The following is a 14,740-nucleotide window of genomic DNA, read 5'->3' on the forward strand; positions in this document are numbered from 1 at the left end:
GTGTCCGTAATGCAATGCTCAGGAAAAAAATGTTAATAAGGGCTATCCGGAAACCAAGCCGCCTGAACACGCTGAAGCGCAACCCTTGCGATAACAAGGCGAAGGATTGACGCTTCCTTTGCCTGATCAAGCGTCTGTGCTGGTAGACGGCTTGGAGGATGTTTTTCCAGAGAAAAAAGACCGAGGAGTGAAAGCTGTTTTCGATGTGAAAACTGTGCTCGCTCCGGCGGCGAGGACGAGACAGGCGGCGACGACGGCCGCGACCGTAGGCCAGGGGACGACCAGGGGAACGGCCGCACCGGACTTCTGCGCCAGCCCGGCGCGCATTCCGAGCAGCGCGGGAACGGCCACGGCGAGGCCGAGCACGGTGCCGATCCCGGTGACGAGCGCCGCCTCGGCCACGGCCGCCGCGGTCACCTGCCGCCGCGTCGCGCCGGACAGGCGCAGGACCGCGAACTCGCGTGCGCGTGCCGACGCCGCCATGACCTGCGTGTTGACGATCGCCAGGCCCGAGTAACCGGCCGAGACCCCGACCAGCAGGAGCGTGAACAGCCAGACGAGCCGGTCCTCCTCCGCCTGGTCGCCGGCCGCACGGTCGGCGACGCTCACCGTCCTCGCCCCAGGGAAGACCATCTCTGCCGGCCGGGACACGTACGCCTCGGGGGTCAGCGCCGACGGGTCGTGCGCCCGGACCGTGTCCCTGGAGACCAGCACCTCCGCCGGCGCGTCGGGCAGGACCGCCGCGATCCGCAGGCGCACGGTGCTGCCGTCCTCGAAGGTGAGCGGAACGACGTCTCCCTTCCGCCAGTCGTGGTCCCGGGCGACCCATCCCGCGACCGCCATCTCGTCGGCGGCGTGGTGACCGTCGCCCAGCGCGCCGAGCGGCCTGTCGCCGTACACGGTGGTGGGCAGCGGTGCGGTGGCCGTCGTTGGGACGGACGCCGCTGCGAGCGCCGCGTCCGACAGGCCGGGGGCGCCGTCGGGCACGAGCACCGCCGCCGCGGGGGTGTCCACCGCCCGCCCCGCCGTGTAGGCCGCGGCGGTCGTGCGGACCATGCCGGTGACGAGCACCGCGAAGCCCACCGTCAGCAGCACCGGGGCCGCCGTGGCGGCGGTGCGCCGCACGGCCGTCATCGCGCTCCGCCCGGCCAGCATGCCCACGGCCGACCGGGAGATCGGCCACGAGATGACACGGACGAGCGGCGGGAGGACGACCGGCGCGAGCAGGGTGAGCCCGGCGAGCAGCGCCATCGCGGCGAGCAGGACGTCGTTCACCAGGGCGTCCTCCCGGGCGGAACCGCTGGCCACCGCCAGGGTCAGGCCGCCCGCGACCGACACGACGCCCGCGATCCACCGCAGGCACGTCATCGGCGTGCGGCCCGCCGCGTGGTCGCGAAGGGCCTCCAGCGGGCGGACCCGGGCGGCCCTGCCCGAGGCGGACCACGCGCCGAGCAGGCCCGCCGCGATCCCGGCCGCGACCGCTCCTGCCACGGGCAGCGGGGTGAACCGCACGCCGAACGACTCGGGCTCGAAGCCCGCCGCGACGAGCACCCCGCCCACGGCGGGCGCGACGACCGCGCCCAGCAGCGCCCCGGCCGCGGCGGCGACGGCTCCCACGGCGAGCGCCTCGCCGTATACGACCAGCCGCACCTGGCGCGGGGTCGCGCCGACCGCCCGCAGCAGGCCGAACTCCCGGCGCCGCTGGGTGACCCGGAAGGCGAACGCGGAGGCGACCACGAACACCGACACGAAACCGCCGAGCAGCGCCATCGCGGTCAGCACCTGCATGCCGATCCAGCGGGTCCGCGCGTCGGCGGCGGGCTCGGCCACCGCCCGGTCCGGACCGGCGAGCACCTGCCCGGACCCGCCGACGACACCGCGTACGGCACGAAGCACGGCGGCCCGTACAGCGGCAAGATCTGCCTGGGGCCGGGTGAGCAGTCCGATGACGCGCACGCCGCCCCCGAGGCGCCCGGCCTCGCCGTCCGAGACGTACGGCCCGGGGCCGTCGGTGAGGCCGGTGACCGTGTACGGCGCGGTTCCCTTGGCGGTCAGCAGCGCGACGGGCGAGCCCGGCGCGAGCCCGAGCGCGCGGTCGAGCACCACCTCTCCGGCGCGGACCGGCGGTCTGCCCGCCAGCAGCCGGTGAGGCGCCAGCGCCGCGGTGCTCCAGCCCCGTGCCACGTGTCCGCCGGCCGGCCTGCCCCGGACGACGGCCTGGGCGTAGAAGGCGCGGTCGGGGACGGCCGCCGCGACGCCGGGCACCGACGCCAGCGCGCGCACCAGCGCCTCCACCGTCTCCGGAGACCAGGGCCGGTTCTCGGCGAAGCCGTTCTCGTCCCCGGGCACGCCGGGGGCGCGTACGAGCAGGGGCGCGGCGGCGTACCGCGCGGGCACCCGCGGGCCCGCGGACGTCAGCAGCAGCGCGCTCGCGGTGAGAACCGCGGCGCCGAGACAGAGCGCGACGAAGGTGCCCGCGAGCCCGGTCCACCGACCACGGAGCAGAGAACGGAGCAGGGTAAGGCTCAACATGCCTCCTCCAGCAGGGCCATGCGGGCGGCGATCTCGGTGGCGCTCGACCGGTCCAGCTCTCCGGCGAGCCGGCCGTCGGCCAGCAGCACGACCCGGTCCGCGTACGCCGCGGCGGCGGGGTCGTGCGTGACCATGACGACGGTCTGCCCGTGGGCGTCGGCGAGCGCGCGCAGGAGGTCCATGACCACGCGGGACGCGGCGCTGTCGAGCGCGCCGGTCGGCTCGTCGGCGAAGAGCACGGCGGGCTCGGTGCTTCTCGACCGCGTGATGAGCGTGCGGGCGATGGCCACCCGCTGCCGCTCGCCGCCGGAGAGCTCGGCGGGCCGGTGTCCGCCCCGCCGGTCCAGGCCGACCTCGGCGAGCGCGTCGCGCACCTCGTCAGGGCCGGGGCGGCGCCCGGCCAGGCGGAGGGGGAGCGCCACGTTCTCCTCGGCCGTGAGCGCGTCGACCAGGTTGTAGTCCTGGAAGACGAAGCCGACCCGTTCCCGGCGCAGCAGGGTGAGCGCCTTCTCGCTCAGCGGGCCGAGATCGGTGCCGCCGATCAGCACGGTCCCGGCCGTCGGCCGGTCGAGCCCGGCGGCGCAGTGCAGCAGCGTGGACTTGCCGGAGCCCGACGGCCCCATCACGGCGGTGAAGGTCCCCTGGCCGAAGCCGAGGGTCACGCCGTCGAGAGCGGTCACCGCGCCCGGCCCGGCGCCGTACACCACGCGGACCGAGTCGAGCAGGACCGCCTGCCCGGTTGTCTGTGTCATGTCGCCGAGCCAACCGGCGGCGGGCCCGCGAGGCACTGGCGCTGGGGCGAGAACCAGAGGTATCCCCAGCACTACCGACACCGGTGCGCCCAGCGGTTAGCGTCGGTGCCGTGGCCGCCCCACTCCTCGCCCCCGTCGTCGTCCCCGTAACCCTTGTGCCCCGGACCGCGCTTGACGCGCTCAGCGGGCCGCCCCAGCGCTTCCTGGCCTCGGCCTGGCCGTGGAGGTCTCTGGCGTACCTGCTGGCCGGGGTCGTCCCCGGCCTCGCGTTCGCCGCCGTGCTGGTGCCCGTCCGTACGGTGGGCGGCCTGCTCGCCGTGCCGCTGTCCCTCGTGGCGGCCGCCGTGCTGCTGGCGCCCGTGGCCCGGTTCGAGCGGTGGCGGCTGCGGCTCGCGGACCGGCAGCCGGTGCGCGGACTGCCGGACGGCTGGTGGCCGGGGTGGCGGGAGGCGGGGCACACCCTCGTGGCGCTGGTCGCGCTCTGGTGGGTCGACCTGCTGGTGGCGGCGGCCGCGATCTGCGGGCCGGTGGTGCTGGTCCTCTCCCCGGTCGTGCAGCCGACCGCTCCCGAGGGCGAGGCCACGCTGGGAGAGACCTTCGTCGGCTCGGCCGTCGGGCTGCTGCTGGTGCCCGTCGCGGCGTACACGATCAGCGCATGGGCGGGCGCCCGGGCGGCGATGGCGCGGGCGACGCTCGTCCCGCAGGAGGCCGAGATGCGGGAGATCGCGCGGTCCCGGGCGCGGCTGGTGGACGCCTTCGAGGCCGAGCGCCGCCGCATCGAGCGCGACCTGCACGACGGCGCGCAGCAGCGGCTGGTCGCGCTGTCGATGAAGCTCGGCCTGGCCGGGCTCGACCTACCGCCGGGCTCGCCCGCGGCCCTGCGGCTCGACGAGGCGCGCGAGCTGGCCGGGCAGGCGCTCGCGGAGCTGCGCGAGCTGATCCGCGGCGTCCATCCGCAGGTGCTCGCCGACCGCGGGCTGCCCGCCGCCGTACGCGACGTGGCCGGGAGGTCGCCGGTGCCCGCGCAGGTGGACGTCGTGCTGGACCGGCGGCTGCCCGAGCGGGTGGAGGCCGCGGCCTACTACGTCGCCTGCGAGGCGCTGGCGAACGTGGCCAAGCACAGCGGGGCCGGCTCCTGCGCGGTGCGCGGCCGGCTGCGCCGGGGGAGGCTCGTGCTGGAGATCGGCGACGACGGGCGCGGGGGAGCGGACCCGGGGCGCGGCACCGGCCTGACGGGGCTCGCCGACCGGGTGGCGGCCGTCGGGGGCACGCTGGCCGTCGAGAGCCCGTACGGCGGCCCGACCACGGTGCGGGCGGAGATCCCGTGCGAGTGGTGATCGCCGAAGACTCGGTGCTGCTCCGGGAAGGCCTCGCGGGCCTGCTGGAACGGTTCGGGCACAGCGTCGTCGCGGCCGTCGGCGACGCCCCCGCGCTGATCGCGGCGGTCGCCGAGCAGGACCCGGACATCGTGGTCGCCGACGTGCGCATGCCGCCCGGCTTCACCGACGAGGGACTGCGGGCCGTGCTGGAGCTGCGGGCGGCGCGGCCGTCCCTCGCGGTGCTGGTGCTCAGCCAGTACGTCGAGCAGACCTACGCCGCCGAACTGCTCGACCAGACCCGTTCCTCGGGCGGGGGCGGCGTCGGCTACCTGCTGAAGGACCGCATCGGCGACGTCACGCAGTTCGCCGACGCGGTGACGGCGGTCGCGGGCGGCGGCACGGTGATCGACGCCGAGGTCGTCCGGCAGTTGCTGCGCGGGCGCCGCGACCCGCTGGCCCGGCTCACGCCGCGCGAGCGCGAGGTGCTCGCCCTCGTCGCGGAGGGGCGATCCAATGCCGCGATCGCCCGCGCGCTGTTCGTCTCCGAGGCGGCCGTCGCCAAGCACATCGCGAGCATCCTGGCCAAACTCGACCTGCCGCCGGACGCCGACGACCACCGCCGGGTGCTCGCCGTGCTCGCCTACCTGCGCGCCGCCGTGTGAGCGGGTCTGGGGCGTGGGGGCGGCCCCGGCGGTCCCGGGTCAGCGGCCGGCGCTGGAGATGACCTTCTCGGGAACGATGCGCACGGTGATGCGCTGCTCGCCCGGCTGCCGGTAGGGGTAGGCGTCCACCCCGAGGTACTTCTTCGCCAGGCCGTCGATGACCGCGTCCGCGCCTTCGAGCTCCAGTTTGGCGGTGCCCGAGACGCTGACGAAGCGGAAGGCGTTGCCCGGGTCGAGCACGCTGACCGACACCCGGGGGTCGTCGCGCAGGTGGCGCTCCTTCGCCCGCCCAACGGCGGTGTTGAAGACCACTTCGTCTCCGTCGACGTCGACCCACACCACGGTGTTGTGCAGCGACCCGTCCGGCCGGATGGTCGTCACCCAGGCGTGGACCGGCTCCTTCAGCAGAGCTACGGCGTTCTCATCGAGCTTGCTCATCTGGATCCTCCTCGGTTCGTCAGCGCTGCCCCGGATCGACAGCACGACAGGGCAAGACCACATTCTCCTCCGAGGATGGGGGACATGATCCGAGCCCCGCTGCTGGACGCTCAGACCGCGCTCGGCTACCTGCGGGGTCTGATCGCGCCGGATCAGCGTGCGGAGACGGGCTCGGGGGTGGGGATGGCGGTGCGCCGGACCTCCTCCCGCAGCCGAGGGGCGAGTTCGGGGGTCAACGGCGCCTTCTCGGTGCGCAGCCGGTTGAGCGCGAAGGCGAGCGCGGTGCCCCACAGCAGGTGTCCCGCCAGCAACGCGGCCTGGCGTCCCGCGCGGTCCTTCGGAACGGGCGGGTACGCGCCGATGCTGGGCGCGAGGCCCTGGTAGCCGAAGTACCACACCAGCAACCCGTACGCCGTGCCGATCGGGACGGGCACCCGCTGCCCGGCCGACAGCAGGCCGAGCACCGAGCCGCAGGAGGAACCGAACGCGAAGTGCGCGATCGTCCCGAGCACGTTCTCGCCCTTCTTGGGCTTGTCGCGCCCCGGAAGGGTCATCCGCACGAACCGCCGCGGCGGCGGCTCCTCCAGCAGGCCGGCCCTGTCCGCCGCCATCAGCATCGCGCTGTACACGGCCGTCGCGAGCGCGCCGCCTACGGCGCCGTTAACCAGGTTGCGCATCATGAGGAGCCTCTTCCCACCCGGACCGGATCACCTGCCCTCGCGGTGCTCCGTTCTCGGTAAACAATCAAGGCATCCACCAGCGCAGACGCCGCAGATTCAGCGCTCCGAGGGGCACGTCGAGGCCACGAGCGAGGGGCGGGCAGAAATTCGTTTGACCGAGGCACAACCCACTGATCACGATCAGGCGATGAACATCGAATTCCTGAGATTCTCACCCGACGATGGAGAAGCGCTCGCCGATTTCCTGACACAGGAAAAGTGGCCGTACCACTCGGGAACGCAGGATCGCGCGACGGTCGGGCAACGGGTCGCCGACGGCTTTTACGACGGCGAGGAGACAAGAACGTTCTGGGTGCTCGTGAACGGTGAGCGCGCCGGGCTGGTCACGCTCCAGGATCTCACCGATGACACGCCCATCTTCGACCTGCGCATAGGGCAGGCCTGGCGGGGGCGCGGCGTCGGCACCAAGGCAGTGCACTGGCTGACCGGCTACCTGTTCACGGAGCTGCCCGACATCTCGAGGATCGAGGGCACGACTCGCCAGGACAACCATGCGATGCGGGCGATCTTCCGCAAGAGCGGCTACGCGAAGGAGGCGCACTACCGGGAGGCCTGGCCGGCTCCGGACGGCACATGCTACGACGCGATCGGCTACGGGATCCTTCGGCGCGACTGGCTTTCCGGCACGGTCACACCTCCCGACTGGCAGGACGAACCGGCAAGTTCCGGCAGGTGATCAGCCGTGAACACCGAGAACCACCGGCGACCTGCGGATCAACAGCCTGACGGGCCGCGCGAGCGTGTCGTGATCATCTGATCATGATGGGCTGGAACCGTCGGAGCGGCGATTCGCCACGCCCGGAGTCGGAGAGCTGGCCCGAATACAAGTACGCCGGCCAGTCGCCCTACTACGGCTACCCCCAGCCTTCGATGTCTCGACGCAGAAGGCGCGCCATGGGCAGGATCGTCCTCATCGTTCTTGCTGGGCTGGCTGCTGCCGTCGGTAGCGCCGCAGTCTTGATGTACCCCGTCGAAGAGACGAACGGCATTCAGGCCAGTGCGCAGACGCACGTCGTCGAACCGAAGACGCTCGCCGGCCGAACCAAGTTCGTGGACGCCGAATTTCGGGCGGTCGCCGACCAGATGACTGCGGATGTGAAGAAGGAGACACCGGAAGCGACTGACGTGTTCGCTGCCTTCTACGGTGAGCCGGGAAAGCGGGACCTGGTCATGATCGTAGGTGTGTCGGCCGCTCGCATCACCGCCCATGCTGCGAAAGCAGGAAAGCTCATCGCCGGCGTGGCATACGGCGGTGTGAAGGTCACCGATGTGAAGCCGGTTGAGCCCGGCCCGCTCGGTGGCGCCGCTAAATGTGGAGACGCCGATGTCGATGGCATGCCGAGCGGCGTGTGCACCTGGGCCGACGGTAACACGATGGGATTGATCTTCATCTACTTCAAATCCGGTCAGCAGGCCGAGGCCGAGTTCGTAGAAATGCGCAGTGAGATCGAGCAGCGCAGCTGAGCCCCACCCAGGTCGTCGCGGTGGCTCAGGCTCTCGTCCCAGGTTTTCGTGAACGGGTCAGACGATCGAGTCGAGCAGCGTGTCCCAGTCGGTGAGGAAGCGGTCGAGGTTGTAGCGGGCCATTGCGGCCGAGCGGGCCGCCTTGCCCGCCTGCACGGCGAGCTCGGGCTCGTTGGCGAACCGGTCGAGCGCGCGCAGCAGCGTGGGCAGCTTGGTCGAGACGATCCCGGCCTCCGGCGGCACCGCCTCCACGGCCTCGGTAGTGGCGAGCGCGACGACCGGCATACCGATCATCATGGCCTCGATCAGCGACAGGCCGAGCGAGGTCCAGCGGTAGGGGTGCAGGTAGACCCGGCGCCGGGCCAGCTCGGCGTGCATCGCGGCCTGCGGCAGGTCCTCGAACGCCTCCATCTCCTCGGAGAGGCCGAGCTTGGACGGCAGGTTCGTCACCTTCATCCCGAACACGTCGAGTGGGGCCGTCGCGGCGAACGTGGGCAGCAGGTCGGTGCCCGCGACCCGCCAGCGCCTGATCGGCTCGTTGACGACCACGCCGGCACGGGCCAGCTCGCCTGTGTAGAGGTAGCCGGGGTCGACGACGCCGTGCTCGATCACGTGGGTGGGGGCGCGGCCGGAGTCCCAGAACAGGTCGTTGAAGTGGGTGACGTGGACGATCGGGATGTCGTCGCGGTCGGCCAGCGGATGACGGGTCTTGGGCACGTCCCCGGCGGGCGTGTTGTGCTCCACGTAGACGCCCGGCACGTCGCGCCCCAGCCACTCGCGGGCCAGGTCGAGCTCGTGCGGCCTCTGATAGACGACCACGTCGACGTCCTCGCCGGCCAGCCGGTCGTACGGGACCTCCCGCGCGCTGTCGGGCCAGGGATAGGTGTCGGCCCGGCCCCGCCCGTCGGGACCGCGGTCAGGGGTGAGCGGCACCAGATAGTCGTGCGCCCCGTGCACGAAAGAGGTGGTCCACGAACCGTGGACATGCCAGATCATGATCTTCATCGCATCGCTCCCCGTCCGTCGTTTCGTGGACCTTGGAACACCGTGCCTCCCCCGTCGGGCGCTTCACCCACCTGCCCTGGTCATGCCCTCTTCATCCTCAGCTGTGAGCTGAATTCCCCCGAGCACCAGATCCAGCGCCGCGGCGAGGTCGGGCGCCACCTCGGGGGCGGCCTTCACCTCCTCCGGCAGCGTCACCGGGGTCGGCACGAGGATGCCCCGGGCGCCGGCGGCGCGGGCCGCCTCCACGTCCCGGCCGATGTCGCCGATCACCACGCAGTCCTCCGGACGGACGCCGAGCCGCCGGGCCGCGCGCAGCACGAGGGCGGGCGCGGGCTTGCGGCAGTCGCAGTGATCGCCGTCGTCGTGCGGGCAGATCTCCCACACGTCGAACGGGCCGAGCAGGGCGTCCACCCGGTCGTTCACGGCGCGCAGGGCCTCCGGGGCGATCAGGCCCTTGGCGACCCCGGACTGGTTGGTCACGATCCCGACAGGGATGCCCGCCTCGCGAAGCCGGTCGAGCGCCTCCCGGGCCCCGGCGACGGGCTCGACGCGCTCAGGATCACCGTTGTAAGGGACGTCGTGAATGAGCGTTCCGTCACGGTCGAAAAGCACCGCGGCGGGTGGACGGGCGGGCTGTGGCACGAGCGACCTCCTGCACGAATCGCCCGCCGGGCTACCCGGGGGACAGATCGGCAAACACCCCCACGACTACGGCCGCGACTACGGCCGCGACTACGGCCGCGACTACGGCCGCGACTACGCCCGCGACTACGCCCGCGACTACGCCCGCGACTACGCAGAGTAGCAGTTATTGAGTGCATCCCCCACTCACGTCGACTTCTCCGCAAAGCAGCGTTTAGGAGCGCTTCTCTCGGTAACCAGACCCCCACTACGCAACGGAGGGGAACCGATGCGGTTCTTGGGGATAAACGCGATATTTCATGATCCAGCCGCCGCGCTGGTCGTGGATGGTGAGGTGGTCGCCGCAGCAGAAGAAGAGCGCTTCAGCCGCCGCAAGCACGGCAAGCGCCCGGTGCCCTTCTCCGCCTGGGAACTGCCCGAACTGGCCGCCGCCTGGTGCCTTGAACAGGCCGGCCTGCGGCCCGAGGACCTCGACGGCGTCGCCTACTCCTATGACCCCGAACTCGTGGTGCCCGGAGGGCCCGGGCAGGACGAGCGCTGGGAGGACTTGCGCACCTCCTACGCGCGCCGCGCCCCCAACTTCCTGGCCACCGCGCTGCCCGGGCTCGACGCCGCCCAGGTGCGGTTCGTCCCCCACCACATCGCGCACGCCGCGTCGGCCGGGCTGGCCGCGCCCTACAGCGAGTCGGCGGTGCTGGTCTGCGACGGCCGCGGCGAGGCCGTCTCGCACCTGGCCGGGCACTATCGGGACGGCGAGCTGACCGTCCTCGCGAGCCAGGCGCTGCCGCACTCCCTCGGGCTCATGTACGAGGACCTCACCCAGCACCTCGGCTTCCTCCGGTCGAGCGACGAATACAAGGTGATGGCCCTCGCCTCCTACGGCGAGCCGCGCTTCCTGCGCGAGATGCGCGAGCTCATCTATCCCACCGGCGACGGCGGGTTCCGGGTCGAGCCGATCGACTGGAGCGTCTACGCCAAGGCGCTCGGCAAGGGCGAGAAGTGGACGGCCGACCACGCCGATCTCGCCGCGAGCGTGCAGGTCCGCCTTGAAGAGGTGCTGCTCGACCTCGCCACATGGCTGCACGAGCGCACCGGCGCCCGCTATCTCACGATGGCCGGGGGAGTGGCGCTCAACTGTGTGGCCAACACCCGGCTCTTCTCCGAAGGCCCGTTCGACGAGGTGTGGGTGCAGCCCGCGGCGGGCGACTCCGGCACCGCGCTCGGGGGAGCGCTGCACCTCGCGCAGGCGAACGGCGACCCCGTCACGCCGATGCCCGGCGCCGACCTCGGACGGGGCTGGAGCGACGAGGAGCTGGGCGCCTGGCTCGACGTGGCGCGGGTGCCGTACGAGCGCCCGGCCGACCTCGCCGCGACCGTCGCCGCCGAGCTCGCGGCCGACCGCGTGATCGCCTGGTTCCAGGGACGCGCAGAGTACGGCCCCCGCGCGCTCGGCCGCAGGTCCCTGCTCGCCCATCCCGGCAACCCCCGAAACACCGAGCGGCTCAACGACGTGAAGGGCCGCGAGCAGTTCCGCCCCATCGCCCCGATGGTGCTGGCGGAACGCGCCCCCGTGATCTTCGGCAGGGGCCCGATGTCGAGCCCGTACATGCTGTTCGTCCACGACGTGCGTCCGGAGTGGCGCGACCGCATCCCCGCCGTGGTGCACATCGACGGCACCGCCCGGATCCAGACCGTCGAGCGCGGACGCGACCCGCTGCTGGCCCGGCTGCTCGAGGAGTTCGAGGCGCGCACCGGGCTGCCCGTGGTGGTCAACACGAGCCTCAACACGGCCGGCCGCCCGATGGTGGACGACCCCCGCGACGCGCTGGAGTGCTTCGGCTCGGCCCCGGTGGACGTGCTCGTCCTCGGTCCGTACATCGTGCGCAGGGGGGCGGTGTTCGCCGGATGACGACTGAGATGACCCGGGAGACGAACACGGCTCCCACCGGGGAGCCGCGAACAGAGGCCCAGGCGGGACCGGCCGTCACGGTCGTCATCCCGACGATCGGGCGGCCGAGCCTGGCCGCCACGCTCGCCGCCGTCGGCCCCGGTTCAGGTCCTGGCCCCGAGGTCCTCGTGGTGGACGACCGGCCGGGGGAGGGCCTGGAGCCACTGCCGGTGCCCGATCGCGTACGCGTGCTCAGGTCGGGCGGGCGCGGCCCGGCCGCCGCGCGCAACGCCGGGTGGCGGGCCGCGACGACGCCGTGGGTGGTGTTCCTCGACGACGACGTGGTGCCGGGCCCGGGCTGGGTTCGCGCGCTGACAGAGGACCTCGCCCGCCTGCCCGGGAACGCCGGGGGGAGCCAGGGACGGCTGGAGGTGCCGCTGCCGGCGGGCCGCCGCCCGACCGACGCCGAGCGCAACACCGCAGGGCTGGCCGGCGCCGATTGGATCACGGCCGACATGGCGTACCGCAGGACGGCCCTGGAAGCGACCGGCGGGTTCGACGAGCGCTTCCCCGGTGCCTACCGGGAGGACGCCGACCTCGCGCTGCGGGTCGAGCGCGCCGGGTTCTCGCTGGTGAAAGGGGAACGCCTGACCCGCCACCCGGTGCGCGACGACGGCTTCTGGTCCAGCGTGCGCTTCCAGCGCGGCAACGCGTCGGACGCGCTCATGCGCCACGTGCACGGCCGCGACTGGCGGGCGGCCATCGGCGGTCATCCGGGCAGGCTCAAGCGGCACGCCCTCGCCACCGGCATGGGCCTGCTCACGCTCGCCGCCGCCGGCGTGCGGAAGGGCCGCCGGAGGCGGCTGGCCGCGGGCGCCGCCGGGCTCGCCTGGCTCGGCCTCACCGCGGAGTTCGCCTGGGCGCGCGTCGCCCCGGGCCCGCGTACGCCGGAGGAGATCGCGCGCATGGCCGTGACCAGCGTGGTCATCCCTCCGGTGGCCTGCGCGCAGCGGATCAGAGGCGAGGTGGAGGTACGGATAAACGGGGTGCGGACGGGGAGGCGCTCGTGATCGGGACCGCTCTGGTGGTGCGGCCCGACAACGCGGGCGACGTGCTGCTCGCGGGGCCCGCCGTGCGCGCCGTCGCCGCCGGGGCGCGGGAGGTCGTGATGCTCGCCGGCCCATACGGCAGGGCCGCGGCCCGGCTGCTGCCCGGCGTCGACCGCGTCCTGGAGTGGCGGGCCCCGTGGATCGACCCCGACCGGGTGCCGATGACCTCGGAGCACGCGGCCCGCCTGGTGGAGCAGGTCCGCGCCGTCGGCCCGGACGTGGCCGTGATCTTCACGTCCTTCCACCAGTCGGCGCTGCCGACGGCCCTGCTGCTGCGGCTGGCCGGAGTGCCGCGGATCGCCGCGATCAGCGATGACTACCCCGGCTCTCTGCTCGACGTGCGTCACGTCGTGGACGAGAGCGTGGACGTCCCCGAGCCGGAGCGGATGCTCGGCCTCGCCCGAGCGGCCGGCTTCGACCTGCCGCCGGGAGACGACGGACGGCTCGCCGTACGCGGTCCGCTGCCGGACGTGGAGCACCTCACCGGACCGCCCGGCTACGTGGTGGTGCATCCCGGCACGACCGCGCCGGCCAGGGCGTGGCCCGCCGAGCGCTGGGCGGAGGCGGTCGAGGTGCTGCTGGCCGCGGGCGAGCGGGTCGTGGTCACCGGCAGTCCGGGCGAGCGGGCGCTGACCGCGATCGTCTCCGGTCCCGCACTCGATCTGGGCGGGGCGACCACGTTCGCCGAACTCGCCGCCGTGCTGGCCGGGGCGTCTGCGGTGGTCGCCGCCAACACCGGCCCCGCCCACCTCGCGGCGGCCGTCGGCACGCCCGTGGTCAGCCTGTTCGCGCCGGTCGTGCCCGCCGCCCGCTGGGCGCCGTACGGCGTGCCCACCGTGGTCCTCGGCGATCAGAACGCCCCCTGCCGGGGGAGCAGGGCGAGGGTCTGCCCCGTGCCCGGCCATCCGTGCCTGACCTCGATCGGCGGCGAGCAGGTCGTGGACGCCGTCCGCCGCCTCATACCGGCCGAAGAGGCGGTGAAGGAGAGGGTGCCATGAGGATCGCCCTGGTGTCGGAGCACGCCAGCCCGCTGGCGACCCTCGGCGGCGTGGACGCCGGCGGGCAGAACGTGCACGTCGCGGCGCTGGCCCTGGCCCTGGCCGAACGGGGCAACGAGGTCGTCGTGCACACGCGGCGCACCTCCCCCGACCAGCCTGACGCCGTGCCCATGGCACCCGGCGTCACCGTCGAGCACGTTCCTGCCGGGCCGGCGGAGCCGCTGCCCAAGGACGAGTTGCTGCCGTACATGCCCGAGTTCGGAGCGCACCTGGCCCGCAGATGGAAGGCCGAGCCGCCCGACGTGGCGCACGCGCACTTCTGGATGAGCGGGCTGGCCACGCTGACGGCGGCGGAGCCTCTTCGAATCCCGGTCGTGCAGACCTACCACGCGCTCGGCACCGTGAAGCGGCGCTGGCAGGGCGAGGCCGACACCAGCCCGCCGAGCCGGATCGCGATCGAGCGCGACATCGGCCGCCGGGCGGTCGCGGTCGTCGCGACCTGCTCCGACGAGGTGCGGGAACTCGTCGTGATGGGCGTGCCGCGCGAGCGGATCTCGGTCGTGCCGTGCGGCGTCGACCTCGGCCTGTTCTGCCCGGACGGCCCGGCCGCCCCGCGCGGCGACCGGCCCCGGGTGCTGAGCATCGGGCGCATGGTGCCGCGCAAGGGGGTGGACACGGCCGTCCGCGCCATGCGTCAGGTGCCCGGCGCCGAACTCGTCATCGCGGGCGGCGACCCGGGCGACGAGGAGAGCACGCGGCTGCGCACGCTGGCCGACGGCCTCGGCCTCGGCGACCGGGTCCGGCTGATCGGCAGCGTGAGCCGGGCCGATGTGCCTGCCCTCATGCGCTCCGCCGACGTCCTGGTGACCGTCCCGTGGTACGAGCCGTTCGGGATGGTGCCCCTGGAGGCCCTGGCCTGCGGGGTGCCGGTGGTCGCCTCGGCGGTCGGCGGCCACCTCGACACCGTCGCGGGATGCGGCGTGCTCGTGCCGCCCCGGCGGCCGCGTGCGCTGTCCCGCACGCTCGGCGACCTGCTGGCCCGGCCGAACCTGCGTGCGGCGCTGTCGGCCGCAGGGGCCAGGCGGGCCCGGGCCCGCTACGGCTGGCCCAGGATCGCCGAGCAGACCGAGTCCGTGTATCGAAACCTGGCCGGCGGGTGCCTGGGCACCCTCGCCGCCGCGGGAGGCTGAG

General features: G+C 73.3%; 15 protein-coding genes. 9 read left to right on the forward strand and 6 right to left on the reverse strand.

The window, feature by feature from the left end:
- Window positions 1–126 precede the first annotated feature (126 nt).
- Both ACQEVJ_RS08590 and ACQEVJ_RS08595 read right to left on the reverse strand, forming a co-directional pair.
- Window positions 127–2,532, reverse strand: coding sequence for an ABC transporter permease (locus ACQEVJ_RS08590; RefSeq protein ID WP_433098922.1), 2,406 nt, complete (start codon window positions 2,530–2,532; stop codon window positions 127–129).
- The gene (locus ACQEVJ_RS08595; protein ID WP_433098924.1) at window positions 2,526–3,284 is read right to left on the reverse strand and encodes an ABC transporter ATP-binding protein; all 759 of its coding nucleotides are present in this window, start codon (window positions 3,282–3,284) and stop codon (window positions 2,526–2,528) included. The genes ACQEVJ_RS08590 and ACQEVJ_RS08595 overlap by 7 nt, the downstream gene beginning before the upstream one ends.
- 110 nt (window positions 3,285–3,394) lie before the next feature.
- Between ACQEVJ_RS08595 and ACQEVJ_RS08600 the strand changes: the two genes are divergently transcribed.
- Window positions 3,395–4,621 (forward strand): sensor histidine kinase, encoded by a 1,227-nt coding sequence (locus ACQEVJ_RS08600; protein ID WP_433098926.1) that lies wholly within the window; start codon window positions 3,395–3,397, stop codon window positions 4,619–4,621.
- Complete coding sequence (locus tag ACQEVJ_RS08605; protein ID WP_433098928.1) at window positions 4,609–5,265, forward strand: response regulator; 657 nt, start codon at window positions 4,609–4,611, stop codon at window positions 5,263–5,265. The genes ACQEVJ_RS08600 and ACQEVJ_RS08605 overlap by 13 nt, the downstream gene beginning before the upstream one ends.
- Window positions 5,266–5,304: 39 nt before the next feature.
- Here ACQEVJ_RS08605 and ACQEVJ_RS08610 read toward each other — a convergent pair whose 3' ends face one another.
- The gene (locus tag ACQEVJ_RS08610) at window positions 5,305–5,703 is read right to left on the reverse strand and encodes a PPOX class F420-dependent oxidoreductase (protein WP_433098930.1); all 399 of its coding nucleotides are present in this window, start codon (window positions 5,701–5,703) and stop codon (window positions 5,305–5,307) included.
- Between the two features lie 152 nt (window positions 5,704–5,855).
- Window positions 5,856–6,380 (reverse strand): DUF6789 family protein, encoded by a 525-nt coding sequence (locus tag ACQEVJ_RS08615; protein ID WP_433098932.1) that lies wholly within the window; start codon window positions 6,378–6,380, stop codon window positions 5,856–5,858.
- A 190-nt stretch (window positions 6,381–6,570) separates the two neighbouring features.
- On the opposite strand from ACQEVJ_RS08615, the gene ACQEVJ_RS08620 reads away from it, so the two are divergent.
- Window positions 6,571–7,119 carry a GNAT family N-acetyltransferase gene (locus ACQEVJ_RS08620; RefSeq protein ID WP_433098934.1) on the forward strand — a complete coding sequence of 183 codons (549 nt, stop codon included), beginning with the start codon at window positions 6,571–6,573 and terminating at the stop codon, window positions 7,117–7,119.
- A gap of 83 nt (window positions 7,120–7,202) precedes the next feature.
- On the forward strand, window positions 7,203–7,907 hold the full coding sequence (locus ACQEVJ_RS08625) for a hypothetical protein (protein WP_433098936.1): 705 nt from the start codon (window positions 7,203–7,205) through the stop codon (window positions 7,905–7,907).
- 57 nt (window positions 7,908–7,964) lie between these two features.
- On the opposite strand, the gene ACQEVJ_RS08630 is transcribed toward ACQEVJ_RS08625, so the two are convergent.
- Entirely contained in the window at window positions 7,965–8,912 is a 948-nt protein-coding gene (locus tag ACQEVJ_RS08630; protein ID WP_433098938.1) for a glycosyltransferase, read from the reverse strand.
- Between the two features lie 63 nt (window positions 8,913–8,975).
- Window positions 8,976–9,554, reverse strand: coding sequence for a D-glycero-alpha-D-manno-heptose-1,7-bisphosphate 7-phosphatase (locus ACQEVJ_RS08635; RefSeq protein ID WP_433098940.1), 579 nt, complete (start codon window positions 9,552–9,554; stop codon window positions 8,976–8,978).
- On the opposite strand from ACQEVJ_RS08635, the gene ACQEVJ_RS08640 reads away from it, so the two are divergent.
- From ACQEVJ_RS08640 to ACQEVJ_RS08660, 5 genes are all read left to right on the forward strand, one after another.
- Window positions 9,496–9,717, forward strand: a complete 222-nt coding sequence (locus ACQEVJ_RS08640) for a hypothetical protein (RefSeq protein WP_433113340.1) — start codon at window positions 9,496–9,498, stop codon at window positions 9,715–9,717. The two genes, ACQEVJ_RS08635 and ACQEVJ_RS08640, sit on opposite strands and share 59 nt — an antisense overlap.
- Window positions 9,718–9,822: 105 nt before the next feature.
- Entirely contained in the window at window positions 9,823–11,463 is a 1,641-nt protein-coding gene (locus ACQEVJ_RS08645) for a carbamoyltransferase family protein (protein WP_433098942.1), read from the forward strand.
- The gene (locus ACQEVJ_RS08650; RefSeq protein WP_433098944.1) at window positions 11,460–12,512 is read left to right on the forward strand and encodes a glycosyltransferase family 2 protein; all 1,053 of its coding nucleotides are present in this window, start codon (window positions 11,460–11,462) and stop codon (window positions 12,510–12,512) included. The genes ACQEVJ_RS08645 and ACQEVJ_RS08650 overlap by 4 nt, the downstream gene beginning before the upstream one ends.
- Window positions 12,509–13,549, forward strand: coding sequence for a glycosyltransferase family 9 protein (locus tag ACQEVJ_RS08655; RefSeq protein WP_433098946.1), 1,041 nt, complete (start codon window positions 12,509–12,511; stop codon window positions 13,547–13,549). Before ACQEVJ_RS08650 ends, ACQEVJ_RS08655 begins: the two co-directional genes overlap by 4 nt.
- Window positions 13,546–14,739: a glycosyltransferase gene (locus tag ACQEVJ_RS08660; protein ID WP_433098948.1), complete on the forward strand. Its 1,194-nt coding sequence runs from the start codon at window positions 13,546–13,548 to the stop codon at window positions 14,737–14,739. Before ACQEVJ_RS08655 ends, ACQEVJ_RS08660 begins: the two co-directional genes overlap by 4 nt.
- Window position 14,740: the final 1 nt, after the last annotated feature.

The sequence above is a fragment of the Microbispora sp. CA-102843 genome, assembly GCF_050936215.1.
Taxonomy (GTDB): Bacteria; Actinomycetota; Actinomycetes; order Streptosporangiales; family Streptosporangiaceae; genus Microbispora.